This window comes from Rhodobacter sp. SY28-1, from assembly GCF_005222785.1.
Taxonomy (GTDB): Bacteria; Pseudomonadota; Alphaproteobacteria; order Rhodobacterales; family Rhodobacteraceae; genus Tabrizicola.
In genome coordinates this window covers 56,890-79,203 of the sequence record NZ_STGH01000003.1, presented here as the reverse complement: position 1 = coordinate 79,203, position 22,314 = coordinate 56,890, and the positions used below count along the sequence as shown (strand labels likewise).

The following is a 22,314-nucleotide window of genomic DNA, read 5'->3' as shown; positions in this document are numbered from 1 at the left end:
TGATTATGACCGGCTCCCCTAGCCGACATTGATAGCCCGTTCCTGCCTCTGCTTGACGCTGTTGTGACAGTGTTCGCAGAGGGCTTGCAGGTTGTTCCAGTTCCAGAACAGCGCCGGGTTCCCCTTGTGCGCCTTGATGTGGTCAACGTGTTCGCTGGTGGAACCGCAGAAGGCACAAAGCGGGTGCAGGCGGATGAACTCAGCCCGCAGGGCCTCCCACTGGCGCGTATAGCCGCGCTGGCGGCTGTTGGGCCTTTTGGCATCGTGGCGACGGCCTCGGACGCGTATGGCGTCCCTCTGGCAAGCGCAGACGGAGCCAGCGGGCACGATCTGCCCGCAGGTGCAGAGGCGGGGCGGTTTGGGCACGCTCAGGGCCTCATAGGCCGTGGCGGGACTTCAAGGCCCGCAGCGCTTCAAGATCAAAGGCAGGGTCAAAGCCCTGATCTTCGATCTGCCGAAGCCGGTCAGCGGTGTAGTCGCCATCACCCGTCGCCGTGCCGTTCGCACTGGCACCGGGCGTCATCTTCACCAAGCGATCTACATGGGCGAGGAAGGCGGCTTCCAACTCACCTATACCGGCATTCCAGACTTCGGACGGCGGCCAGCCAAGCCAGCCGGTGCCGTATCTGAACAGGTCCGCAAGGTAGTCCCGGAAGGGTTTGGCCGGTTCGGTAGAGGAAGGGGTTGCCTCGCCCTGATCCTCCGCTTTGAGAAAGCCGGACAACAGGGCCAGGCAGGCCGCTTGCGCGGTGTGGGCGAATTGCCCAATCGGGGTAGTGGCGGCATGGGCAAGAAGCCTCTCGGCCCCTGCCCTATCCGTGGCAGAAGCCCGGATGACGGCGTGTAGCGCAGTCAGCTTCTGCCGGGCGGTATCTTCCCAGACCACCGCGATACCGCCCGGCAGGCTTTCCAGCGCCATCGCAGCCCGCAAGGAAGCCCGCAGGGTCACGGCATGAGTTCCGCAACACAACAGGACTTCCGGCGAGGGCTGGACGGTGCCGGGCATGGCCGATCAGGCGGCCATCTTCAGCTTGCGGAACACGTCAGTCCGCACCACGCCAGCACCCACCCGGCGACGGGCATGGAAGCGGGCCAGGCCCGAGGTGCGTTGCGTCAGAAGATCGGGCAGCACGTCCAGCGCCACACGGTCATAGATGCGATACCCGGCCTTGAAGTCGCCGAAGATGATCGGGGTCGCGGCGGCGGCCACGTTCGGCATGTCGAGCACTTCCACCACGGGACGCCCGAGGATGGTTTCCGGCTGGCCCGCTTGGAAGGACGGTTGCCACAGGTAGTTGTTCTGACCGTCTTTCAGCTTGCGAACGGTCGCAAGCGTGGTGCCGTTCATGACCCATGCGCCCCGGTTCCGGTAGGTCGCGGGCATCGCATAGAACAGGTTGATCAGGGCATCCGCCGAAAGGTTGGTGGCGTGGCCGTTGTTCGTTTCCGCGATACCTGCGGCGGCCATGAACCCGGTCGGTTCAACGGCGGTGCTGCCGTTCACAAAGGCCAGGCCTTCCTTCGCGCCGAAGTCTTCGGCCAGAGCAAGCCGGACCTCGGAATCCACGTTGCCCGAGTCTTCAAGCATCCGCAGGGACAGGTCCACATAGGTCGCAAGTTCCTTCACTTCGATCTGCGACTGATCGAAGGTCGGTTCCGAGGCGGTGCGGGTAGCGGTTTCACCCACCCAAACTGCATTCGTGATCCCGGTGCGCTTCGGCAGAAGGATAGTGTGGCTTGCGGTGGTGCGCACATCGGCGATGGACCGGATCGGGCTGAACTCCACCAGATTGCGGATTAACTCACCCGAGACTTCTTCCGGGGCCAGCACATAGGCCGGGGCATCGTTCGCGACGGTCAAGGCCTTCTGATCGATCTGGCCGGTTTGCAGGAAGGTGACGAAAGCCTTCCGTTCTGCCTTGTCTTCGCCCTGCACAATGGCCGGGGCACCGGGACGGCCCGTCTTGGCTTCCAGCTTGTCCAGCCGGGACAGAACGGCGTTGAACGCCTTGGTGTCGATTTCCGGCGCATTCGCCGGGGTCTTGGGGTCTTCGATTTCCACTTGGGGAACTCCACTCGTTACAGACTTGATTGAGGTGATCCGCGCCCCCGGATGTGCCGGGACCGCAACAATGCTGATTTCATGCAGTTCAAGGGCGCTGATCGTGCGGCCCTTGGCGTGGCGCTTCGCGTCCTTGGTGACAAAGCCGATGGACAGGCCCGAGACAGCACCGGCTTTGACCATCGCGCGGACCTCGCGGGCGCGTTCCACGTCGTCCACCAGAAGACGGCCCTTCACGGTCAGGCCAGCTTCGCCTTCGGTAATTTCATCCCAAACCCCGATGACCTGTGCCTGATCATGGCTGAACAGCATGGGCAGCGTGGCCGGGCCGGTGAAGGCACCCTTTTCGATCACGTCACCCACCCGGTCAGGGGAACCGAAGGGCCAGGCGGTGCCAATGACTTCGCCCGCATCGGTGACGGTCAGGGCGGCCTTGATTTCCAGCCGATCGGTCATGCAGCAGCCTTGTCGGCTTTCAAGCCAGTCCAGCGGGCCTCCATGATGTCAAAGGCCAGCGGGAAGGTTTCGGCCAAGGGACGATTGCTGGCGTAGGCATCACAGAGGCGCATTGCATCCTCGGGCGAGGTGCCGCCTCCGATCAGCCCAAGGCGGATGATCTCGCGCAAGACAGTGGCCGAACAGGCCATGCCGACAAGCTGAAGATACAGGGCACCCACACCAAGCCCGGTGATCTTTTCGAGTTCGGCAAGCATCGGATCAGTCAGGCAGAAGGCGTGTTCACCGTCGCCGAAGAAGGCGCGGTGCGTGATCTGGTCAGTCATTCTCAGGTGTATCCTCGGAAGGTGCAGGGGCGGCTGCACTGGTGGTCGTGAAGGGGTTTTGCAGGGTGTCGCCACCGGGCAGCGGCGGGCGGTTCAGCGCGGCCCGAACCTCATTCGGGGTAAGCGCCCGCATGGCGACGTATTGGCTGAAGGCGGTCGCACGGGCGGCGAACTCCACCGACAGCATGTCATCCGGCGTTGCTTCGATGTAGAACCGGGTGCGTTCCTCGGGCGTCAACAGCACCCGCGCATAGGCGGCCTGCCAGCGGCTGATCCAAGGGCGAAGGGTGCCTGTCAGGAAGTCACGGTGCGACTGTTCAAAGTTGGACCATGTGCCCCGCGACAGTTCGTAAAGCAGGGCAGGCGGAACGTTGAAGGCGCGGGCAATCTCGCGGACCTGTTCCCGACGAACCTCTGAAAACTCGGAATCCGCCAGCTGGGCAGCGATCTGCTTATAGTCCATCCCTTCATCAAGGATTGCGGTTGATCCGGCCTTGTCGCCACCGTGCGAGGCAAACCAGCTTGCAGCCAGCTTCTTGCTGGTCTCGGCTTCAAGCTTGTTCGGGTGCAGGATCACGCCCGAGGGTCGGCCACCGTTCTTGAAGAAGTTGGACAGGTGCTGTTCGGCGGCAAGGGCCAGCCCGATAGCCTCTCGGGCCATCGTCACCGGCGACACGCCACCCATGCCCTGCAAGTGCAGAACGTCACTGTAGGCAAGGATGGCTTCGCCACCATCTTGCAACCGGATGCGGTAGGTTGGTTCGCCGAAGTCGTTGCGTTCCATCTGAACCGCGCTCGGGTCCATCCGGTGCAGTTCAAGCACCTTGCCTTCGGCGTTGCGCACCACCTGGGCGTAGCCGTCGCCGGTCAGAAGGGCATCAACGGTGAGCTGTTCCCGCAGGGTTTCGGCGCTGGTCCAGTCATTCGCCCAATCATGAACGATGGAATAGGACGGGTGGTCCTGTGCCGTCTCGCGGGTTTCGGTGACGTAGGTTTTGAAGGGGATGGTGGCGACCGACTCTGCAATCAGCGACACGGCCCGCTTGACGGCAGGGACACGCATTGCACTGGCGGCGGTGACGGGAAGGCCGCTGGCGGAAGAAAGAACTCCGAACAGCGCAAGAGCCTCGGGGTCGGTCAGCCCAAAGGCTTTCTGTTCAGGGGTGCCTTGGCCGAACATTCGGCCAAGGCTGGTCATGATACCCATGCGGAACTCGTTAACTCACTACGGTATCAGGATACCACAGTGCGGAATCCGCCCGCAAGAGAATTGTTATAGTATTACACTAGTGGGTATTCGGGCAGTTGATCGATCACCCTGATCTTTGCGGCAATGCTAACATCACCGTAGCCATCGGAAGCGGTGCGCCCTGCGTGGCCCTGTATGCCGTCTACAACGCGAGTATCCGCGCCCATGTCCCGCGCTTGCGTCTTGAAGCGGTGTCGCCAAGCGTAGTTGGGCTGAACACCTGCCGGAACAAGGCCACTCTGTTGCAGCCATGTTCCAACTTGGTTGGTCATCCGAACGGCTTTAGCCGCATATTTCTCGGGGTCGGTTCCGTTGTGGAACAACGGCCCCTGCCCCACGCCCTTTGCAAAGTCATCAAAACCCAAGGCGACGATCTGGCGATGCAACGGCACGTCACGATAGCCGCCCGCCTTCACCGTGCCAGCATCCGGGGTGATACGAATGATCAGCCGTTCGCCATCCTTGCGCACATCTTCGGCCCGTAGTTGCGTGATCTCTGACACGCGCGCGCCGGTGAAGGCACAGATGATCGGCACCCATCGCTTAGCATTCACCGAGGCTGGGGTTTCACGGATGCGCCCCAGTCCATCGGCATTCGGCTGATAGGACCGAGACGCCTTCAAGACCGCGACAGCTTCGGCATCGGTATACCCCGCCTCTCGGACACGTTGCTTCTTGGGCTTCGCTTGCTTCACCGTAGCGGCGGAGTTGCCCGGCAGGCGCTCGTTTTCGTGCGCCCACTGAAACAGGGACCGCACGGCAGACAGATACATGTCTGAAACCGTCTTGGCAGAGAGAGACACAAGCAACTGGTCGCGCCAGTCCAGCAGGTTCTTCTTGGTGACCTGCCGTGCATCGTTGTGCCCGAGGAACTTTCGCAAGCTGGCCGCGACAGGCCGCATTCGCTTGCCGCCGTCTTTCATGAACCCCGCTGTTGTGCGGGCCTTGATGTAGTCATCCCACAGTTTCGACAGGCTCACCGGTTCGGGCTGATCCTCGGGCGGCACGGCGTTTGCGATCAGCGGGTGTTCGGGCTTGCCGATGAAGTCGCCTTCATCCCGTTCCGCGACACGCGACAGGGCTTCAAACTCGGCCACACACAAGGCGCGGGCGATGTGCCGCCATTCGTCAGAACCGGGTTCGGCAGTCAGGTTGCCCGCCGCGCGAAAGCGTTCGATCCTCGGGCCGATCAGCAAAGCAAGTTCAACATCGGTCAGCTTGCCCGCCATGCCGTCGCGCAAACGCTGCACAAGCACATCGTCCACATAGCCAAAGGAGTGCCGAACATCGTTCCGCAGTTCGTCGTCAAGGGCGAGACGCTGGTGATAGTGGCTTAGCGCGATCTGATCCGGGGCCAGTGGATAGCGGGATGGTGCGGTAGCGACGTTCGCGGGTGCCGCCTGCCGTTCTGCCTGGGCGATCTGGTGTTGAAGCTGCGCCACTGCGCCCGGCAGAAGCTTCACGGCAGTTCTGCGATCCGGCCCGAGGGGTGCCCGCAACTCAGACTTACCGACGATAGGCCGAAGGTCTTTCGGCACCACCAGCCGGGCGAAGAATCGACCATCGCGGTTCAAGAGGTATCGTTGTGCGCCAGCCATCACAGACCCATTTTGTAACGGATTTTGTAACAGCAGAACGTAATAACCCCAGCAAAACAAGGGCTTTCTTTGTTTTACTGGGGGTTAGATGGTGGGCGATAACGGATTTGAACCGCTGACATCTTCGATGTGAACGAAGCGCTCTACCGCTGAGCTAATCGCCCGAAACCTGTTCGTTGCGGGGCTTTTAGCCATCCTCTCCGTCGTCTGCAAGGGCCAATCCCGCAGCCTTGGCGCCTTCGGCGACCCGAAGTTTCAGCGTCAGGGCCGGGCCCTTGGCCTTCACAACGCGCAGCTTGCCCAAGGGCGGCACAGTCAGGGCCTTCCCGGCTGCCAGCGCCTCACCCAGGGCGGCCAGCGTGGCCTCGACCGTCTTCTTCACCTCGGGCTTCTTGCCGCCGGTCGCGGTGGCCACGGCGTCGATCAGGTCCCTTAGCTTCATCGCACCGCCCGACGCCTCGGCTGCGGGGGCCGCGGCGACGACCTTCAACTCGGGCTTGGCCGCCTCGGAGGTCTTCGGCCTTGTTGCGGGCTTGGCCGGTTTGGCGGACTTGGCGGCTTTCTTCTCGGTATCCTTGGGCGTACGGGGGGCCATGTGCCTGACGATCCTTCCAGTTTCGGTTGGGCGCGGACGATAGTGCGGCTTCTGGCCCGGGGCCAGCCGATTCCCGAACGGACATGCGAAAAGGCGCGCCCTTGCGGACGCGCCTTGGTCTGGGCTGGCTTTAGGATCAGTGCGCGGTCTGGCTTGGCGGCACGGCCGCGCTTGCCTTGGCGGCAGCCGCCGCCTCTTCGGCCGCTTCGTCCCATTCCACCGGCTCGGGCTGGCGGACCAGCGCCTGGGCCAGGACCTCACGCACATGCGTAACGGGGATGATCGTCAGACCGGTCTTCACGTTTTCCGGGATTTCCGCCAGGTCCTTGGCGTTCTCCTCGGGGATGAAGACGGTCTTGATCCCGCCCCGTAGTGCTGCGAGCAGCTTTTCCTTCAAGCCCCCGATGGCGCTGGCGTTGCCGCGCAGCGTCACTTCGCCGGTCATCGCGATGTCCTTGCGGACCGGGATCCCGGTCAGGACCGAGACGATGGCCGTGACCATCGCCAGACCCGCCGACGGCCCGTCCTTCGGCGTCGCGCCATCCGGGACGTGGACGTGGATGTCCATCGATTCGAACTTCGGCGGCTTGACACCGATCTGCGGGCTGATCGAGCGGACGTAAGAGGCCGCCGCGTCGATCGATTCCTTCATCACGTCGCCCAGTTTCCCGGTCGTCTTCATCCGGCCCTTGCCCGGCAGGCGCAGGGCTTCGATCTGCAGAAGATCGCCGCCCACGCTGGTCCATGCGAGGCCCGTCACCACGCCGATCTGGTCTTCCTTCTCGGCCAGGCCGTAGCGATGGCGCTGGACGCCAAGGTATTCCTCGACCTTGGCCGGGTCGACCTCGACGCGCTTGGTCTTGCCCTTCAGGATGTCGGTCACGGCTTTCCGGGCCAGCTTGGCGATCTCGCGCTCAAGGTTCCGCACGCCCGCCTCGCGGGTGTAGTAGCGGATGACATGGTTCAGCGCGTCGTCGCTGACGCTGAATTCGCCCTTCTTCAGACCGTTCGCCGCAATCTGCTTCGGCAGAAGGTGACCCTTGGCGATCTCGCGCTTTTCATCCTCGGTATAGCCCGCAAGCGGGATGATCTCCATCCGGTCCATCAAGGGGCCCGGCATGTTGTAGGAGTTCGCCGTGGTGATGAACATCACGTTCGACAGGTCGTATTCGACCTCAAGATAGTGGTCGATGAAGGTGTTGTTCTGTTCGGGGTCCAGCACCTCCAGGAGAGCCGAGGCCGGGTCGCCCCGGAAGTCCTGACCCATCTTGTCGATTTCATCCAGAAGGATCAGCGGGTTGGTGGTCTTGGCCTTCTTCAGCGACTGGATGATCTTGCCGGGCATCGACCCGATATAGGTCCGGCGGTGGCCGCGGATTTCGGATTCGTCGCGCACGCCGCCAAGGCTGATGCGGATGAACTCGCGCCCCGTCGCTTTCGCAACGCTACGCCCCAGCGAAGTTTTGCCGACGCCCGGAGGGCCGACGAGGCAGAGGATCGGGCCTTTCAGCTTGGTCGACCGCGCCTGCACCGCCAGGTATTCGACGATCCGCTCCTTGACCTTTTCCAGACCGAAGTGATCGGTATCCAACACCTTCTGCGCGGCGCCCAGGTCCTTCTTGACGCGGGACTTCACGCCCCACGGCACGCCCAGAAGCCAGTCGAGGTAGTTGCGCACGACGGTCGCTTCCGCCGACATCGGCGACATCGACTTCAGCTTCTTCAGCTCGGCATCGGCCTTTTCGCGCGCTTCCTTGGACAGCTGGGTCTTCTTGATCCGCTCTTCCAGCTCGGCGACCTCGTTCTGGCCGTCCTCGCCGTCGCCGAGTTCCTTCTGAATGGCCTTCATCTGCTCATTCAGATAGTACTCGCGCTGGGTCTTCTCCATCTGGGTTTTCACCCGGGACTTGATCTTCTTCTCGACCTGCAGGACCGAAAGTTCGCCCTGCATGTGGCCGTAGACCTTCTCCAGCCGCTCGGCCACATCCAGCGTCTCAAGGATCGCCTGCTTCTGGCCCACGTCCACGCCCAAGTGGCCGGCCACAAGGTCCGCCAGCCGCGCGGGTTCGCGGGTGTCGGAAACGGCGGCCAACGCCTCTTCGGGGATGTTCTTCTTGACCTTGGTGTAGCGCTCGAACTCTTCGCCCACGGCGCGGACCAGCGCCTCGACCGAGGTGACGTCACCTTCGGTCTCGACCAGCGTTTCGGCAGTGGCCTCGAAGAAGGCCGGGTTTTCGACGAAACCGGTGATCTTCACGCGCGACTTGCCCTCGACCAGCACCTTCACCGTGCCGTCGGGGAGTTTCAGAAGCTGCAGAACATTGGCCAGCACGCCCACACGGAAGATGCCGTCGGCCTGCGGGTCATCCGCGGTCGGGTCCTTCTGCGAGGACAGGAGGATCTGCTTGTCATCCTGCATCACCTCTTCCAGCGCGCGGACCGATTTTTCACGTCCGACAAAGAGCGGCACGATCATGTGGGGAAACACCACGATGTCGCGCAGGGGCAGGACCGGATAGCTTTGGGTGCTCATATGTCTACCTTCGTTCGCGGCAGCGACACGGGGTCCCGACCATCGGCAACCCTGCCCGCTCCGTCTTCAGGAGTGTTAACTTGTGGTACCTAACGGCGGGTTTCAAGCTTTGCCGCTTGCCAACAGTGTGAACCCCCGCGCGGGCGTCCACAAGGCCGATTGCGAGAACCGGACCGGGAAGGAATGTGCAATCCCCGTCAGTTGACAGTCACCGCGGCCCGCAATTCAACGGGTTCTGACGACCTGACTCCGACCTGGGATGCAAACACGACACGCGCTTCACGCCGGTTCAGGGTGGGCAAGGCATCGGGGCGGGCAAGCATGTCGTCGGTCCCCAACACCTCCAGCACTTCGTCCAGCGATTGCCGGGATGCTTCGGACAGCGTCTCGATCATCCGTCGCGCGGGCTGAAAGCTTTCTGCAGGAAGACCGTTCGCCAGCAGGATTTCGTGCGTTTCCAGAAGGATGTGGAAGTAGATGACGTCTTCCTCTGGTTCGGGCGAGGCCGCGAGAAGCTCTGGCAAGTGTCCGGCAACAACAAAGGCGCGGTTGCTACCGAAGAACAGTTCGCAGGCCGATGATTCGATCACGATGCGGTGCTGGCGCGACACGACGAGATCGCGACGAGGCAGGCCTTGGCCGAAGGCGTGCGCACGCACATGGACCGGACGCAGCCGGATGTCTCCGGACGCCCGACGGCGGCTGTAGCGAGAAGTCCCTATCCAGCCGATGGTCACGCTGCGCCCGTCCTCGGTCAGCACGCTGTCACCGCTGCGCAATGTCTCGACCAGGCGGTCACCCGAGGGCGTCGCGATTTCAGTTCCCTTGGCAAAACAGAACGGCGGTGGATCGGGATCGACAGTGGTCAGCGGAATCGCTCCGTTGCCGATGTCGTCCATCTCATCGAATGTCGCAGGTGGAGCGCCAAGCACGAAGAAGTACTCATGCACCTCCCCGTCGATCACAACTGTGATCACGGCCACAGTTCGACCGACCAACGTGGCCGGAACCTGCGAGTTGTCGGGCAGGATCCCGGTCAGCACAACGGTAAAGTCATACGCCGTGCCGCCGATGATGACCTGGGTATCCGGGTCCGGCAATCCGCCGTTGAACTCCAGCGACAGGTCGCCGGTGCCGTTGTCGGTGAAGATCAGTTCGGTCGTCGGTGCCTGGTTGGTACCTATCGGGTTCAGCGTCGAGTTGTTCGCCGTGATCGAGTCTTCACGCGCCCAGAGTGAAAAGGTTGCCATGCCTGCCCCAGTCGCAGGCCGCCCAGTCGGCCCACTGGGACTTTGGTCGCAAATGCAACGTTAACCGAAAATTAACCGGGGACGCCTTCTGCCACTCCACCACCGATTGTGTCTGTAATGCCACTAATCAGCCAATCCGCTACTTGGGGAGCAGTGTCACGGAGGTGGGATATCGCCTTCCTCTCGCGACCTATGGAACCCGGCCACAAAGCCCTTGAGTCCCCCCACCGCAATCGCGTCGCGCAGGCCCTGCAGCAGCACCTGATAGTAGTGCAGGTTGTGCCAGGTCAGCAGCATCGAGCCGATGATCTCGTCCGATTTCACCACATGGTGCAGGTAGGCGCGGGAATAGCTGCGGCAGGCGGGGCATTGGCAGCCGTCCTCCAGGGGACGCGGGTCGTCCTTGTGGCGGGCGTTGCGCAAGTTGACCTGCCCCCGCGCGGTCCAGGCCTGTCCCGTGCGACCGGAGCGGGAAGGCAATACGCAGTCCATCATGTCGATGCCGCGTTCGACCGCGCCGACGATGTCGTCGGGCTTGCCCACGCCCATCAGGTAACGCGGCTTGTCTTCCGGCAGGAACCCCGGCGCGTAGTCGAGGACCGAGAACATCGCCTCCTGTCCCTCGCCCACCGCAAGGCCGCCGACCGCATAGCCGTCGAAGCCGATACGCTTCAGCGCCTCAGCCGATTCCTCGCGCAGGTCGCGCGTGACGCCGCCCTGCATGATCCCGAACAGCGCATGGCCTGGCCGGTCGCCGAAGGCATCGCGTGAGCGCTGCGCCCAGCGCATCGACAGCCGCATAGACTTGGCGACCGTCGCCTCGTCCGCTGGCAGCGCGGGGCATTCGTCGAAGCACATCACGATGTCGCTGCCCAGAAGGCGCTGGATCTCCATGCTGCGTTCGGGGGTCAGCATGTGCTTGGACCCGTCAAGGTGCGAGGAAAAGCGCACCCCTTCCTCGGTCAGTTTGCGCAAAGGTCCCAGCGACATGACCTGGAACCCGCCGGAATCGGTAAGGATCGGCTTCGACCAGTTCATAAACCGGTGCAGGCCGCCAAGTGCCGAGATCCGCTCGGCTGTCGGGCGCAGCATCAGGTGGTAGGTATTGCCCAGAAGGATGTCGGCCCCCGTTGCCGCCACGCTTTCCGGAAGCATCGCCTTGACTGTGGCGGCGGTGCCAACCGGCATGAAGGCGGGGGTGCGAATCTCTCCCCTCGGGGTCGAGATCACCCCGGTCCGCGCCGCGCCATCCGTCGCCGAGAGCTTGAAACTGAAGCCGGTTGCCATGCATTGCACCCTTTCGTTGCCGCTTCCTTGGGCCAAATCCGGGAAAAAGTGAAGCCGCTGCCATCCAATCCGCCGCTTGCCCCGTAATCCTGCTTGACCTCTGCGTCATTCTCTATATCTGCAGTGAATGAACGTTCATTCCCACGGCCGAAACCCATGACACCCTTGCCCCACCCTGCCCCGCACGCCGCCGAGGAGCGCAGCCACGAGATCCTGGCTTCGATCCGGCAGGCCTTTGCCGAAAAGGGATTCGACGGCGCGTCGATGCAGGACCTTGCCCGCGCGGCCGGGATGAGCGTCGGCAACTTCTACCGTTACTTTCCGTCGAAGGCCGCGATCGTCGAGGCGATGTGCGGCTATGACCTGTCGGAAATCCAGGGCGAGTTCGCCGAGATCCAGACCTCGGACAAGCCGATGGCCTGCCTGCGCGACCGGATCCTGAACCACTTTTCCGAAGAGTCGATGAAAGACGGCCAGCTTTGGGCCGAAATCACCGCCGCCGCGATCCGCAAGCCCGAAATCGGCGAAGCGGCCCGGCAGATGGAAGAGACGATTGTTTCCATGTTGTCGGCAATCTTCGCCCATGTTACGCATCGTAACATCGAAGACGCGCGACAGCGTTACGAGGGTCAGTGCCAGATGCTGGTGATGCTGGTGAAGGCCATGGCGACCCGCACTGCCCAATGCGGTCCGGCCAGCCCTGCGCTTGCGGCGCAGGTGGTGGCCGTGATCGACCGAATTCTCCTTGATGTGTCCAGCGACCGTGCAGAAGGCTGACCCCATGCGCCCGACCCTTATCCTTGCAGCCGTCGTCGCCCTTGGCGGCATGACCGTATCAGTCCAGGCCGAAGAAGCCGCAGCCGCAGAAGCCGCGGCCCCGGCCGAGGTGGCACCTGCCTTGCCCGCGATCTCGGTCACCGAAGTGGCCTTGATGCCGCTGTCCGACCGGATCATCGCCTCGGGCCTGATTGCGGCGGTGGAAGAGGTGCAGGTTGCGCCACTGATCGAGGGTCAGCCGCTGGACAGTCTGCTGGTCGACGTGGGCGACATGGTGACCGAGGGTCAGGTCCTGGCCGTCCTGTCGCGCACGACGCTGGATCTGCAGAAGACCGAGGCCGTTGCGTCCCTTGCCTCCGCCAAGTCGGCCATCGCGCAGGCCGAAGCGCAGCTGGTCGAGGCAGAGTCCTCTGCCGCCGAAGCCGCGCGGGTCGCCAGCCGTACCGCAAAGCTGCGCGAACAGGGCACCACGGCGCAGGCACAGCTGGATACCGCGAACGCCAATTCCGTCTCGGCCAATGCCCGGGTGACGGTGGCGCGGCAGGGGCTTGAATCGGCCCGGGCCCAGCTTGCCCTGGCCGAAGCGCGGCTGGAGAATGTCGAACTGAGCTTGTCGCGGACCGAGGTGAAGGCCCCGGTTGCGGGCAAGATCGTGGCGCGCAACGCGAAGATCGGGGCGATTGCCACGGCCGCGGGCCAGCCGATGTTCGTGATCACCCGCGATGCGGCGCTGGAACTGCGCGCCGACGTGTCCGAGGCCGACCTGTTGCGCCTTGCGCCGGGGCAGAAGGCCAGGCTTCGGGCCATCGGGATGGCAGATGCCCTGCAGGGCACGGTCCGGCTGGTAGAACCCACGATCGACCCGGTGACCCGCCTGGGGCGGGCCCGGATCCAAGTGGATCAGTCGGGCGAGTTGCGGACGGGCATGTTCGTCGAAGCCGAAATCCTGGCGGCCGAGCGTGACACCCTGGCCGTGCCGGTCAGCGCCATTGGCTCGACCTCCGAGGGCAGCGCCGTGATGCGCGTCAAGGATGGAGTGGTCGAGCGGGTGCAGGTCACGACCGGCATCCGGGACGGCGGAATGGTCGAGATCACCAGCGGGCTTTCCGCAGGCGACCAGGTGGTGTTTAAGGCTGGCGCCTTTGTCCGCGCGGGTGACCGGATCAATCCGGTGCCTGCCGCCAAAGGCACGAACTGAGGGGTGCGGCGATGAATTTCTCGGCCTGGTCGATCCGCAATCCCGTAGCCCCCCTGCTGGCGTTCTTCCTGCTGATGGTGCTCGGCTGGCAAAGCTTCAACACCCTGCCCATCACGCGGTTCCCGAACATCGACGTGCCCCTGGTCGCGGTCAGCGTGGCGCAATCGGGTGCCGCCCCGGCCGAGATGGAAAGCCAGGTTACCAAGGAGATCGAGGACGCCGTCGCGGGCCTGACCGGGGCCAAGCGCGTGACCTCGACCGTGACGGACGGGGTGTCGACCACGGTCGTCGAGTTCCGGATGGAAATTCCGACCGACAAGGCAGTTCAGGATGTGAAGGACGCCGTGGACCAGATCCGCAGCGACCTGCCGGGCGGGATCGAATCCCCCATCGTCACCCGGATCGACGTCGAGGGACAGGCGATCATGACCTTCGCGGTCACCGCGCCGGACATGACGATGGAGGAAATCTCCTGGTTCGTCGACAACACCGTCACCCGCTCGCTGCAAGGCAAGCCGGGCATCGGCCGCGTCACCCGCATCGGCGGGGCGGATCGGGAAATCCGGGTCGAGCTCGACCCCGTGCGGCTGGACAGCTATGGGGTGACGGCGCAGGCGGTCAGCGCGCAGATCGCCGCAACCAATGCCAACCTGGGCGCGGGCAAGCTGCAACTGGGCGATGGCGAGCAGGTGATCCGGACGCTGGGCGACCAGGGCACCGTCGAGAGCCTTGCCAACACCACCATCGCGCTGCCCTCGGGCCGCTTTGTCAAGCTGAGCGACCTGGGCCAGGTCATCGACAGCTATGAGGAGCTGAAAAGCTTTGCTCGCATCGACGGCGAAGCCTCGGTCAGCTTCCTGGTCTTCCGGTCGAAGGGCGCGTCCGAGGTCAGCGTGGCCGAAGTGACGAATTCGGTGGTCGAGGACCTGCGCAAGCAGAACCCGAACGTCGCGATCACGATGGTCGACGATTCCGTGTTCTACACCTACGGCAACTACGAAAGTGCAATCCACACGCTGCTGGAAGGCGCCTTGCTGGCTGTCCTTGTGGTGCTCGCGTTCCTGCGGAACTGGCGCGCGACGCTGATCTCGGCCATTGCGCTGCCCTTGTCCGCGGTGCCGACCTTCTGGCTGATGGACATGCTGGGCTTTTCGCTGAACCTTGTCAGCTTCCTGGCCCTGACGCTGGCCACCGGCATCCTGGTCGACGACGCCATCGTCGAGATCGAGAACATCGCCCGCCACATCCGCATGGGGAAGACCCCCTATCGTGCCGCGATCGAGGCGGCGGACGAGATCGGTCTGGCCGTCATCGCCACGACCTTCACCATCGTCGCGGTATTCGTGCCGGTGTCCTTCATGCCCGGCATCCCCGGCCAGTACTTCCGACAATTCGGCCTGACCGTCGCGATTGCCGTCCTGTTCTCGCTTCTGGTTGCGCGCCTGATAACCCCGATGATGGCCGCCTATCTGATGCGGTCGAAAGACGCGGTCGGCCATGCCGAGGGTCACAAGGACGGCGCCTTCATGCGCGGCTACCTGCGGATGGTGCGCAGCACGACCAAGGTGCGCCGGTCGAAGCGCTGGCCCTGGCTTGCGCTGCCGACCTATTACCTTACCGTCGTGGTCGCCGTGATCGTGGTGATCTTCTCGGTCATCGCCATGCTGCAGGTCCCGGGCAGCCTGTTCCCGCCAGAAGACGAAAGCCGGATCGTCGTGTCGGTAGAACTTCCCCCCGGCTCTACCATCGGCGACACCGCTGCGACAACCGACGCGATGCGCGACGTGGTCAAGGACATCGACGGGGTGAAATCCGTCCTCGTGATCGGCGGGTCCACCCCGCTGGGTGACCGCGACGTCCGCCGTGCGACCTTCACCATCATCCTCGACCGGCTGGACAACGGTCTGGGGCGCAAGCTGATCGACCTTGGCAGCGCCCTGCCCGTGGTGGGCGGTCTGATCCCCGAGATCCCGTCGGAAGGCCGCCTGCGCCCGCAGATCGAGATCGAGGCCGAGGTCTTCGAGGCGCTGAAAGCGATCCCGGACGTCCGCGCCTTCAAGGCGGCGACCATGGGCGGCGGCGCTCGTCCCTTCAGCTATGACATCCTGTCCGACGACGAAGACGACCTGAACCTTGCCATCCAGAAGATCGAGGAGGCACTCCGTCAGGAACCGATGTTCGTGAACACGTCGACGGAGGCAGCACTTCCACGCCCGGAGATCCAGATCACGCCCAAGGCAGAAGAAGCGGCGCGTCTGGGCGTCACTTCGCAGCAGATCGCCTCGGTCGTGCGGGTTGCCACCATCGGCGACGTCTCTGCCGCGCTTGGCAAGCTGTCGATCGACAACCGTCTGGTGCCGATCCGGGTGCAGTTGGACGAAATCTCGCGCGACAACCTGTCCCGCATCTCGGCGCTGAAGGTCACAACCGCATCCGGTCCCGTGCCCCTGTCGGCTGTCGCAACCATCGAGGTCGCCGAGGGTCCGTCGGTGGTCAAGCGCCAGAACAGGTTGCGGGTCGCGACCGTCGGTGCCGACATCGCCCCCGGGTTCGTCCTTGACCAGGCCACGGCGCGGTTCACCGAAATCCTGCCCACGCTGGCGCTGCCCGCCACGGTCTCGGTCGCGCCTTCGGGCGATGCGGAAACCCAGGCCGAGCTTCTGACCAGCTTTGTCAACGCGATGGTGCTGGGCGTCCTCTTGATGATGTTCGTGCTGATCCTGCTGTTCCATTCGGTCCTGCAGCCAGTCACCATCATCTTCTCGCTGCTTCTGTCGGTCGGCGGGGTCGCCGCGGCACTGATCTTGACGCAGAACCCGCTGTCGATGCCGGTGCTGATCGGCATCCTGATGCTGATGGGGATCGTCGCGAAGAACGCCATCCTCTTGATCGACTTCGCCATCGAGATGCGGGCCCGCGGGATGAAGCGGATCGACGCGGTGATCGAAGCCGGGCACAAGCGCGCCCAGCCGATCGTGATGACCTCGATCGCCATGTCGGCGGGGATGCTGCCCTCGGCGCTTGGCGTCGGCGAAGGCGGGGCGTTCCGTGCGCCCATGGCCATTGCCGTGATGGGCGGGATCATCGTCTCGACCGTCTTGAGCCTGGTCGTCGTGCCGTCGATGTACCTGGCGATGGATGACCTTTCCCGCTTCTTCTCATGGGTTCTCGGCCGGTTCATCGGCAAGAAGGAAGTCGAACGCGAGGCCCCCGACCCGTTGATCGTGGCGGATGGTCTGGCGCGCAATCAGGTGGACGTGGCGGTGCTGCAGAACCGGATTTCGGTGCTGGAGGAAGCCTTGGTCAGGCGCGGGCCGAAGTCGCACGCAGCCGAATAGATTGCGCGGTGCTCAGGCCCCGTGCCGCCTGCGGAAGGCCGCCACTTCGGCCTCGCTTGGGGCGACGCCGCAGAAGGTCAGCACATAGGGCTGCACCCGGTCCATCCTGACCTGCAGGTCTTCATCCGACCTGAGGGCGATATAGCCGACCTGCGTCAGGTACAGCGTTCGGGCGCGCGTGTCAGCCTCGGTCGTGCCATAGCCGAAGCGCCGGAACAGGCCGGTGATCGCCGCGACCCGGATGGCATCGGCCTCTGCCATCGCGGCAGCAACTGCCGGGTCGGTCAGCGACCAGGTACGCATGGCGAATTCCAGGCGGCTGTCGAACAGCTGACTGTCGTACCAGCAGTCGAACAGGTTCAGAAGCGCCTCGGAAATCGTGGCCGCGGGGCTTTCGCAGCGGGCGACCAGATTGACGGTGTTCCGGGAGCGCCACCTGTCGACCAGACCGGCAAGCAATGCCTCACGGTCAGCGTAATGCCAGTAGAACGAGGTGCGCGACAGGCCCAGCCGTTCGGCCAGCGGCATTACCTTGACCGCGTCCACGCCGCCCTCGACCAGAAAGTCATAGGCCGCATCCAGCCAGATGTCCGGCGTTCCCCGCCAGCCGCGTTCAGGTCGTTCCATCGTCATGCGTCACCCTAGGCTTGCCAGGCGATCCAGCACAAGCCTGCAAGAACTCGACATATGTGTCGAGTTTTTTCTTGCGCGCTGGTGAGGCGCGATCTAGCATCGACCCATCCACGAAATGCAGGCCGCACCGATGTCGAACGATCCCCTTCTCCAGCCCTACCAGCTGAAGCACCTGACGCTGCGCAACCGGATCATGACCACCAGTCACGAACCGGCTTATGGCGACGACGGCATGCCGAAGGACCGCTACCGCCTGTACCATCTGGAACGCGCCAAGGCCGGGGTGTCGATGGTGATGACGGCGGGGTCCGCCAGCACCAGCCGCGACAGCCCGCCGGTGTTCTCGAACCTCCTCGTCTGGAAGGACGAGATCGTGCCGTGGATGAAGCGACTGGCCGACGACTGCCACGAGGCGGGGGCGGCGGTGATGATCCAGCTGTCGCATCTTGGACGCCGGACCCGCTGGGACAAGGGGGATTGGCTGCCGGTGGTCTCCTCGACCAGCGAACGCGAACCCGCCCACCGCGCGACGCCGAAACCGGCCGAGGACTGGGACATTGCCCGGATCATCCGCGACTACGTCGATGCGGCGGAGCGGATGCAGGCGGCGGGGCTCGACGGGATCGAGATCATGTGCCACGGGCACTTGCTTGACCAGTTCATGTCGCCCCTGACGAACACGCTGGACGCGCCCTACGGCGGCAGTCTGGATAACCGTGCGCGGCTGACGATGGAAATCCTGTCGGCGATCCGCAAGAAGGTCGGGCCGAAGCTTATCATCGGGATGCGCTATGGCGTCGACGAGATGGAGCCGGGCGGGATCGACATCGAGGAAGGCGTGGCGATCGGCAAGATCTTCCGGGATTCGGGGCTGGTCGACTACCTGAACATCAACCGCAGCCGGATCCACACCGACCCGGCGATGACCGACCTGATCCCGGTCCAGGGAATGCGGTCCGCCCCGCACCTCGACTTCGCGGGTCGGATCAAGGCCGAGGTCGGGATGCCGACGCTCCACGCCGCGCGCATCCCCGACGTGGCGACCGCCCGGCATGCGGTTGCGACGGGTCAGGTGGATATGGTGGGGATGACGCGGGCGCATATGGCGGACCCGCATATCGTCCGGAAGATCGTCGAAGGGCGGGAGGATGACATCCGTCCCTGTGTCGGCGCGACCTATTGCCTGGACCGCATCTACCAGGGGGGGATGGCGCTGTGCATCCACAACCCCTCCACCGGGCGAGAGGCGACGCAGCCGCATCAGATCGAGAAGGCTTCGGTTGGGAAGAAGGTCGTCGTGGTCGGTGCCGGTCCTGCGGGGCTGGAGGCTGCGCGTGTGGCGGCGGAGCGGGGGCACTCGGTGGTGGTCTTCGAGGTGGCCGACAAGCCCGGCGGGCAGGTCCGGCTGACCGCGCAGTCCAAGCGGCGGGCCGAGATGATCGGGATCATCGACTGGCGGCTGGCGCAGTGCACCCGGCTGGGGGTGGAGTTCCGGTTCAACAGCTGGGCCGAAGTTTCGGACGTGCTGGGGGAGTCTCCGGACGTGGTGGTGATCGCGACGGGGGGGATGCCGACGACAGGTCTTCTGGCCGAGGGGAACGACCTGGTGATCTCCTCCTGGGACATCCTGTCAGGGGATGCGAAGCCCGGGACCAACGTGCTGATCTACGACGAGGCGGGGGACCATGCGGCCCTGCAGGCGGCGCAGATGATCGCCGAGGCCGGGGGACGGGTCGAGGTGATGACGCGGGACCGGACGTTTTCTCCGGAAGTGATGGGGATGAACCTCGTGCCCTACATGCGGGCGCTGCAGGACAAGGCGGTGACCTTCACGGTGACCTACAAGCTCAACGCCGTGCGGCGGGCGGGAAACCAGCTGGAGGCGGTGATCGGGTCGGATTACATGAAGCTCGACCGGACGGCGGTCTACGACCAGGTGGTTGTGAACGCCGGGACGCAGCCGTTGGCGGACCTCTATTTCGAGCTGAAACCGGCGTCGGGGAACAAGGGGGCGGTGGACTACGATGCCCTGATCGACGGGAAGCCGCAGCCGGAGGTCGCGGGGTTCCAGCTGTTCCGGATCGGCGATGCGGTGGAGGCGAGGAACACCCACGCGGCGATCTATGATGCGCTGCGGCTGGTGAGGACGGTTTAGGTCCGCTTCCGGCAGTACAGTTCCATCCGGTGGTGGACGATGTCGTAGCCAAGCTCGGCGGCGATTTCGCGTTGCAGCTGTTCGATCTTCTCGGACTGGAATTCGATGATCGTGCCGGTGTCGAGGTCGACGATGTGGTCGTGGTGGGGGGCATCCGCCACCTCGTATCGCGCACCGCCGTTTTCGAGGGCGAGCCTCAGGACCACGCCTTCCCGTTCCAGGACCGAGAGGGTGCGGTAGACGGTGGCGAGCGACAGGCTGTCGTCGAGGGTCCTCGCCCGGCGGTGCAACTCGGCGGCGTCGGGGTGGTCCTGCGCTTCGGTCAGGACCCTCAGGAGGGTTTCCCGCTGGCGGGTCACGCGGACTCCGGTGTCTCGGAGGGCCTGTTTCGGGGTCGGTTTCATGGGGTGCGATGCTAGCGGGACCGGGGGGCGGGGTCAAATCTCTCGCATGTGTCCACGGTGGACAAACTCTGCGTTGTCTTTGATTTCAAGGGGTTGCGATTTTCTGTTAGGGTGGTGTTAAGACTTGTGGCACGACCGTTTTCGGGGTGTTTCAGGCGGCTGCGACGGGGGTGGTGAGGTCGGCCAGCACTTCGGCAGCAATCTGGAGGGAGCGGACGCGGGCGGCGTGGTCGTGCATCATTCCGGTGATCATCACCTCGTCGGGCTGGTGGCGGGCGATGAGTTCGGTGAGTTGCTGGCGCACCGTCGCGGGGGAGCCGACGGCAGAGCAGGAGAGGGCGTAGCGGGCCTGGGCGAGGATCGGCTCGGGGATGTCGCTGAGGTCGCGGGTCGGGTGCGGGAGTTGGCCGGGGCGTCCGGTGCGCAGGCGCGCGAAGGCGAGGAGTTGGGAGGAGCGCAGGTAGGTCGCTTCCTCGTCGGTCGCGGCGGCGGAGACGCCGATGGCGATCATGACGTGGGGCTTTGCCAGCCGGTCGGAGGGGCGGAAAGTGCGACGGTAGATGTCGAGCGCCTCCTCCAGGTGGGTGGGGGCGAAGTGGGAGGCGAAGGCGTAGGGGAGGCCGAGGTAGGCCGCCAGTTGCGCGCCGAAGAGGCTGGAGCCGAGGATCCAGATGGGGACATGCGTGCCGGTGCCGGGGATGGCCTGGACGGGGCCGGGGGTGTCGCCGAGGTAGGCGATGAGTTCCTGCACGTCCTGCGGGAAGGTGTCTTCCTGCGCCATGTGGCGGCGAAGGGCGCGGGCGGTCTGCATGTCGGTGCCGGGGGCGCGGCCGAGGCCGAGGTCGATCCGGTTCGGGTAGAGGGTGGCCAGCGTGCCGAACTGTTCGGCCACGACGAGGGGGGAGTGGTTCGGCAGCATGATGCCCCCTGCCCCGATGCGCATGGTTTTCGTGTGGCCCGCGACATGGCCGACCACGACTGGGGTCGCGGCGGAGGCGATGCCGGGCATGTTGTGATGCTCGGCCAGCCAGTAGCGGTGAAAGCCGGCTTTTTCGGCGGCTTGCGCCAGGTCAACGGTGGATCTCAGCGCCTGGGCGGCAGTCTGGCCTTCGGGGATCGGGGCCAGATCGAGGTAGGAATAGTGCTGCATTTAAGCCTCCGTGATCCTGAGAGGTAATCATTCAGCGGGATGGGGCCAAGGGGGATGCGCGTTCGGTCGCCTGGGGCGCGCGACAACGCGTCTTCAGACGGTGCGCTGCTGCTGACCCTGCGCGGTGGACAATGCCGTTGCACCGGGCGGACAGCGGCCCGCTGCAAATGAAAAGGCTTCGTTCGCGTTCCGGTTTGAACCCAGCCTGCGGTCCGGTCCCGGCATGGTCGAGACACTTGGTGTCCACGGTCCGATGCGCGGTTTCGCGCTGGTGCGCCGCACCAGCCGGAACCCCTCCTGCCGACCTTCGTTGATCCTTGCAAAGCAAAGGAGAACCGGGATGGACAAGCACAGTCGGCAATTTCAGGCCAGGTACGCCTTCGGAGCCGCAATGGAAACCGTCGGCACGGCAACCGGCACGAGGCAGGCCGGACGTGGCTTTTCCACCAAGACGCTGCTTGCGTCAGCCGCGATGACGCTTGCGATGGCGTCCGGTGCCCTTGCGGAGGTCACGATCTCGGGCAAGCTGGTCGATGCGGAAGACGACAATCGTTTCTTCACCCGTCTCGGCGGCGAGGCCCGCGACGACCTGTCGATCAGCGGGCTGGACCAGGGCAAGGACTACATCCTGACCACCGTCCTGATCGACGCCGCTTCCGAAGCAGAGATCGAGACGGTCGACACGCCGTTCACCGCCGAAACTGCGAACGCCGATCTGTCCGTGACGCTGCCCGTCCCCCGAAACGAGGGCGACGTCAATATCGACTACGTCACTCGCAACGTGGTGCGCGAGGCCGGGTCTGACGCCGTTCTTGTCGACGCGACCGGCGATGCCCTTGATTCCGATCGAGCGATCCCGGTCCACTCGATCCAGCGCGTAAGCGTCATTTCCGTCAAGGACGCGGCCGACGGCGATAACCGGATCGACGCACAGGGCGGCAAGATCGAGGTGGTCGTGGGCTACGAGAACATGGTCGAAGGCTATGCCTATGCCGTCTGGGGACAGATCCTGACTCCGAGCGGCCAGAGCCGCGGCATCTTCGCGTCGGTTCAGGATTACAAGCCGGAGAAGAAAGCAGGCGAGGTCACGCTGACGTTCAACATTCCGGCCGGTCTTGATGGTATCAGCATCCTGCCCAGCGTCGGCATCTATCATCAGAACCGGATCGAGATTCTGAAGGATGGCAACATCTCGTGGATCCCCGACGCGCCCCAGCCGGTGATGATAGCGTCCGATACGGACCTGAAGGACGAGAGCCGCATGATCGAGGTTGGCGTCCCGTTCGGCCAGACGGAGTAAGCT

At 64.2% G+C, this 22,314-nt stretch carries 18 protein-coding genes and 1 tRNA gene; 5 read left to right on the top strand and 14 right to left on the bottom strand.

The window, feature by feature from the left end; all coding sequences use genetic code 11:
• Positions 1-18: 18 nt before the first annotated feature.
• From E8M84_RS14475 to tgt, 11 genes are all read right to left on the bottom strand, one after another.
• Positions 19-366 (bottom strand): HNH endonuclease, encoded by a 348-nt coding sequence (locus E8M84_RS14475; RefSeq protein ID WP_137111942.1) that lies wholly within the window; start codon positions 364-366, stop codon positions 19-21.
• 10 nt (positions 367-376) lie between these two features.
• Positions 377-1,006, bottom strand: a complete 630-nt coding sequence (locus tag E8M84_RS14470) for a hypothetical protein (protein ID WP_137111941.1) — start codon at positions 1,004-1,006, stop codon at positions 377-379.
• A gap of 6 nt (positions 1,007-1,012) precedes the next feature.
• The gene (locus tag E8M84_RS14465) at positions 1,013-2,518 is read right to left on the bottom strand and encodes a phage major capsid protein (protein ID WP_137111940.1); all 1,506 of its coding nucleotides are present in this window, start codon (positions 2,516-2,518) and stop codon (positions 1,013-1,015) included.
• Positions 2,515-2,844: a gene transfer agent family protein gene (locus tag E8M84_RS14460; protein ID WP_137111939.1), complete on the bottom strand. Its 330-nt coding sequence runs from the start codon at positions 2,842-2,844 to the stop codon at positions 2,515-2,517. The genes E8M84_RS14465 and E8M84_RS14460 overlap by 4 nt, the downstream gene beginning before the upstream one ends.
• Complete coding sequence (locus tag E8M84_RS14455) at positions 2,837-4,051, bottom strand: phage portal protein (protein ID WP_240790400.1); 1,215 nt, start codon at positions 4,049-4,051, stop codon at positions 2,837-2,839. The genes E8M84_RS14460 and E8M84_RS14455 overlap by 8 nt, the downstream gene beginning before the upstream one ends.
• Positions 4,052-4,125: 74 nt before the next feature.
• The gene (locus E8M84_RS14450) at positions 4,126-5,691 is read right to left on the bottom strand and encodes a DUF6538 domain-containing protein (protein WP_137111938.1); all 1,566 of its coding nucleotides are present in this window, start codon (positions 5,689-5,691) and stop codon (positions 4,126-4,128) included.
• A gap of 89 nt (positions 5,692-5,780) precedes the next feature.
• Positions 5,781-5,855: transfer RNA gene (locus E8M84_RS14445), tRNA-Val, on the bottom strand.
• 23 nt (positions 5,856-5,878) lie between these two features.
• Entirely contained in the window at positions 5,879-6,286 is a 408-nt protein-coding gene (locus tag E8M84_RS14440; protein WP_137111937.1) for an HU family DNA-binding protein, read from the bottom strand.
• A gap of 136 nt (positions 6,287-6,422) precedes the next feature.
• Positions 6,423-8,819, bottom strand: coding sequence for an endopeptidase La (lon, locus tag E8M84_RS14435; protein WP_137111936.1), 2,397 nt, complete (start codon positions 8,817-8,819; stop codon positions 6,423-6,425).
• Between the two features lie 197 nt (positions 8,820-9,016).
• The gene (locus tag E8M84_RS14430) at positions 9,017-10,069 is read right to left on the bottom strand and encodes a Hint domain-containing protein (RefSeq protein ID WP_137111935.1); all 1,053 of its coding nucleotides are present in this window, start codon (positions 10,067-10,069) and stop codon (positions 9,017-9,019) included.
• A 156-nt stretch (positions 10,070-10,225) separates the two neighbouring features.
• Entirely contained in the window at positions 10,226-11,356 is a 1,131-nt protein-coding gene (tgt, locus tag E8M84_RS14425; protein ID WP_137111934.1) for a tRNA guanosine(34) transglycosylase Tgt, read from the bottom strand.
• A gap of 156 nt (positions 11,357-11,512) precedes the next feature.
• Between tgt and E8M84_RS14420 the strand changes: the two genes are divergently transcribed.
• The 3 genes from E8M84_RS14420 to E8M84_RS14410 are packed head-to-tail and all read left to right on the top strand — an operon-like array spanning position 11,513 to position 16,669.
• Entirely contained in the window at positions 11,513-12,133 is a 621-nt protein-coding gene (locus E8M84_RS14420; RefSeq protein WP_137111933.1) for a TetR/AcrR family transcriptional regulator, read from the top strand.
• 4 nt (positions 12,134-12,137) lie between these two features.
• A complete protein-coding gene (locus E8M84_RS14415) occupies positions 12,138-13,331 on the top strand; it encodes an efflux RND transporter periplasmic adaptor subunit (protein ID WP_240790398.1) in 1,194 nt (397 codons plus the stop codon).
• Between the two features lie 11 nt (positions 13,332-13,342).
• On the top strand, positions 13,343-16,669 hold the full coding sequence (locus tag E8M84_RS14410) for an efflux RND transporter permease subunit (RefSeq protein WP_137111932.1): 3,327 nt from the start codon (positions 13,343-13,345) through the stop codon (positions 16,667-16,669).
• A 12-nt stretch (positions 16,670-16,681) separates the two neighbouring features.
• On the opposite strand, the gene E8M84_RS14405 is transcribed toward E8M84_RS14410, so the two are convergent.
• A complete protein-coding gene (locus E8M84_RS14405) occupies positions 16,682-17,302 on the bottom strand; it encodes a TetR/AcrR family transcriptional regulator (protein ID WP_137111931.1) in 621 nt (206 codons plus the stop codon).
• Between the two features lie 130 nt (positions 17,303-17,432).
• On the opposite strand from E8M84_RS14405, the gene E8M84_RS14400 reads away from it, so the two are divergent.
• The gene (locus tag E8M84_RS14400) at positions 17,433-19,457 is read left to right on the top strand and encodes an NADH:flavin oxidoreductase (protein WP_137111930.1); all 2,025 of its coding nucleotides are present in this window, start codon (positions 17,433-17,435) and stop codon (positions 19,455-19,457) included.
• Here the strand turns inward: E8M84_RS14400 and E8M84_RS14395 are convergent.
• Together E8M84_RS14395 and E8M84_RS14390 are read right to left on the bottom strand one after the other, a co-directional pair.
• Positions 19,454-19,861, bottom strand: coding sequence for a Fur family transcriptional regulator (locus E8M84_RS14395; RefSeq protein WP_137111929.1), 408 nt, complete (start codon positions 19,859-19,861; stop codon positions 19,454-19,456). The genes E8M84_RS14400 and E8M84_RS14395 overlap by 4 nt on opposite strands.
• 151 nt (positions 19,862-20,012) lie before the next feature.
• Positions 20,013-21,011, bottom strand: coding sequence for an LLM class flavin-dependent oxidoreductase (locus E8M84_RS14390; protein ID WP_137111928.1), 999 nt, complete (start codon positions 21,009-21,011; stop codon positions 20,013-20,015).
• 340 nt (positions 21,012-21,351) lie between these two features.
• On the opposite strand from E8M84_RS14390, the gene E8M84_RS14385 reads away from it, so the two are divergent.
• Complete coding sequence (locus E8M84_RS14385; RefSeq protein WP_137111927.1) at positions 21,352-22,311, top strand: hypothetical protein; 960 nt, start codon at positions 21,352-21,354, stop codon at positions 22,309-22,311.
• The last annotated feature ends 3 nt before the right edge of the window (positions 22,312-22,314 follow it).

Bases quoted from the DNA above. Each gene is read 5' to 3' on its own strand.
- E8M84_RS14430 (WP_137111935.1), bottom strand. From the start codon at position 10,069: ATGGCAACCTTTTCACTCTGGGCGCGTGAAGACTCGATCACGGCGAAC.
- E8M84_RS14415 (WP_240790398.1), top strand. From the start codon at position 12,138: ATGCGCCCGACCCTTATCCTTGCAGCCGTCGTCGCCCTTGGCGGCATG.
- E8M84_RS14460 (WP_137111939.1), bottom strand. From the start codon at position 2,844: ATGACTGACCAGATCACGCACCGCGCCTTCTTCGGCGACGGTGAACAC.
- E8M84_RS14470 (WP_137111941.1), bottom strand. From the start codon at position 1,006: ATGCCCGGCACCGTCCAGCCCTCGCCGGAAGTCCTGTTGTGTTGCGGA.
- E8M84_RS14405 (WP_137111931.1), bottom strand. From the start codon at position 17,302: ATGACGATGGAACGACCTGAACGCGGCTGGCGGGGAACGCCGGACATC.
- E8M84_RS14395 (WP_137111929.1), bottom strand. From the start codon at position 19,861: ATGAAACCGACCCCGAAACAGGCCCTCCGAGACACCGGAGTCCGCGTG.
- E8M84_RS14450 (WP_137111938.1), bottom strand. From the start codon at position 5,691: ATGGCTGGCGCACAACGATACCTCTTGAACCGCGATGGTCGATTCTTC.
- tgt (WP_137111934.1), bottom strand. From the start codon at position 11,356: ATGGCAACCGGCTTCAGTTTCAAGCTCTCGGCGACGGATGGCGCGGCG.
- E8M84_RS14465 (WP_137111940.1), bottom strand. From the start codon at position 2,518: ATGACCGATCGGCTGGAAATCAAGGCCGCCCTGACCGTCACCGATGCG.
- E8M84_RS14410 (WP_137111932.1), top strand. From the start codon at position 13,343: ATGAATTTCTCGGCCTGGTCGATCCGCAATCCCGTAGCCCCCCTGCTG.
- E8M84_RS14385 (WP_137111927.1), top strand. From the start codon at position 21,352: ATGGACAAGCACAGTCGGCAATTTCAGGCCAGGTACGCCTTCGGAGCC.
- lon (WP_137111936.1), bottom strand. From the start codon at position 8,819: ATGAGCACCCAAAGCTATCCGGTCCTGCCCCTGCGCGACATCGTGGTG.
- E8M84_RS14400 (WP_137111930.1), top strand. From the start codon at position 17,433: ATGTCGAACGATCCCCTTCTCCAGCCCTACCAGCTGAAGCACCTGACG.
- E8M84_RS14440 (WP_137111937.1), bottom strand. From the start codon at position 6,286: ATGGCCCCCCGTACGCCCAAGGATACCGAGAAGAAAGCCGCCAAGTCC.
- E8M84_RS14420 (WP_137111933.1), top strand. From the start codon at position 11,513: ATGACACCCTTGCCCCACCCTGCCCCGCACGCCGCCGAGGAGCGCAGC.
- E8M84_RS14455 (WP_240790400.1), bottom strand. From the start codon at position 4,051: ATGGGTATCATGACCAGCCTTGGCCGAATGTTCGGCCAAGGCACCCCT.
- E8M84_RS14390 (WP_137111928.1), bottom strand. From the start codon at position 21,011: ATGCAGCACTATTCCTACCTCGATCTGGCCCCGATCCCCGAAGGCCAG.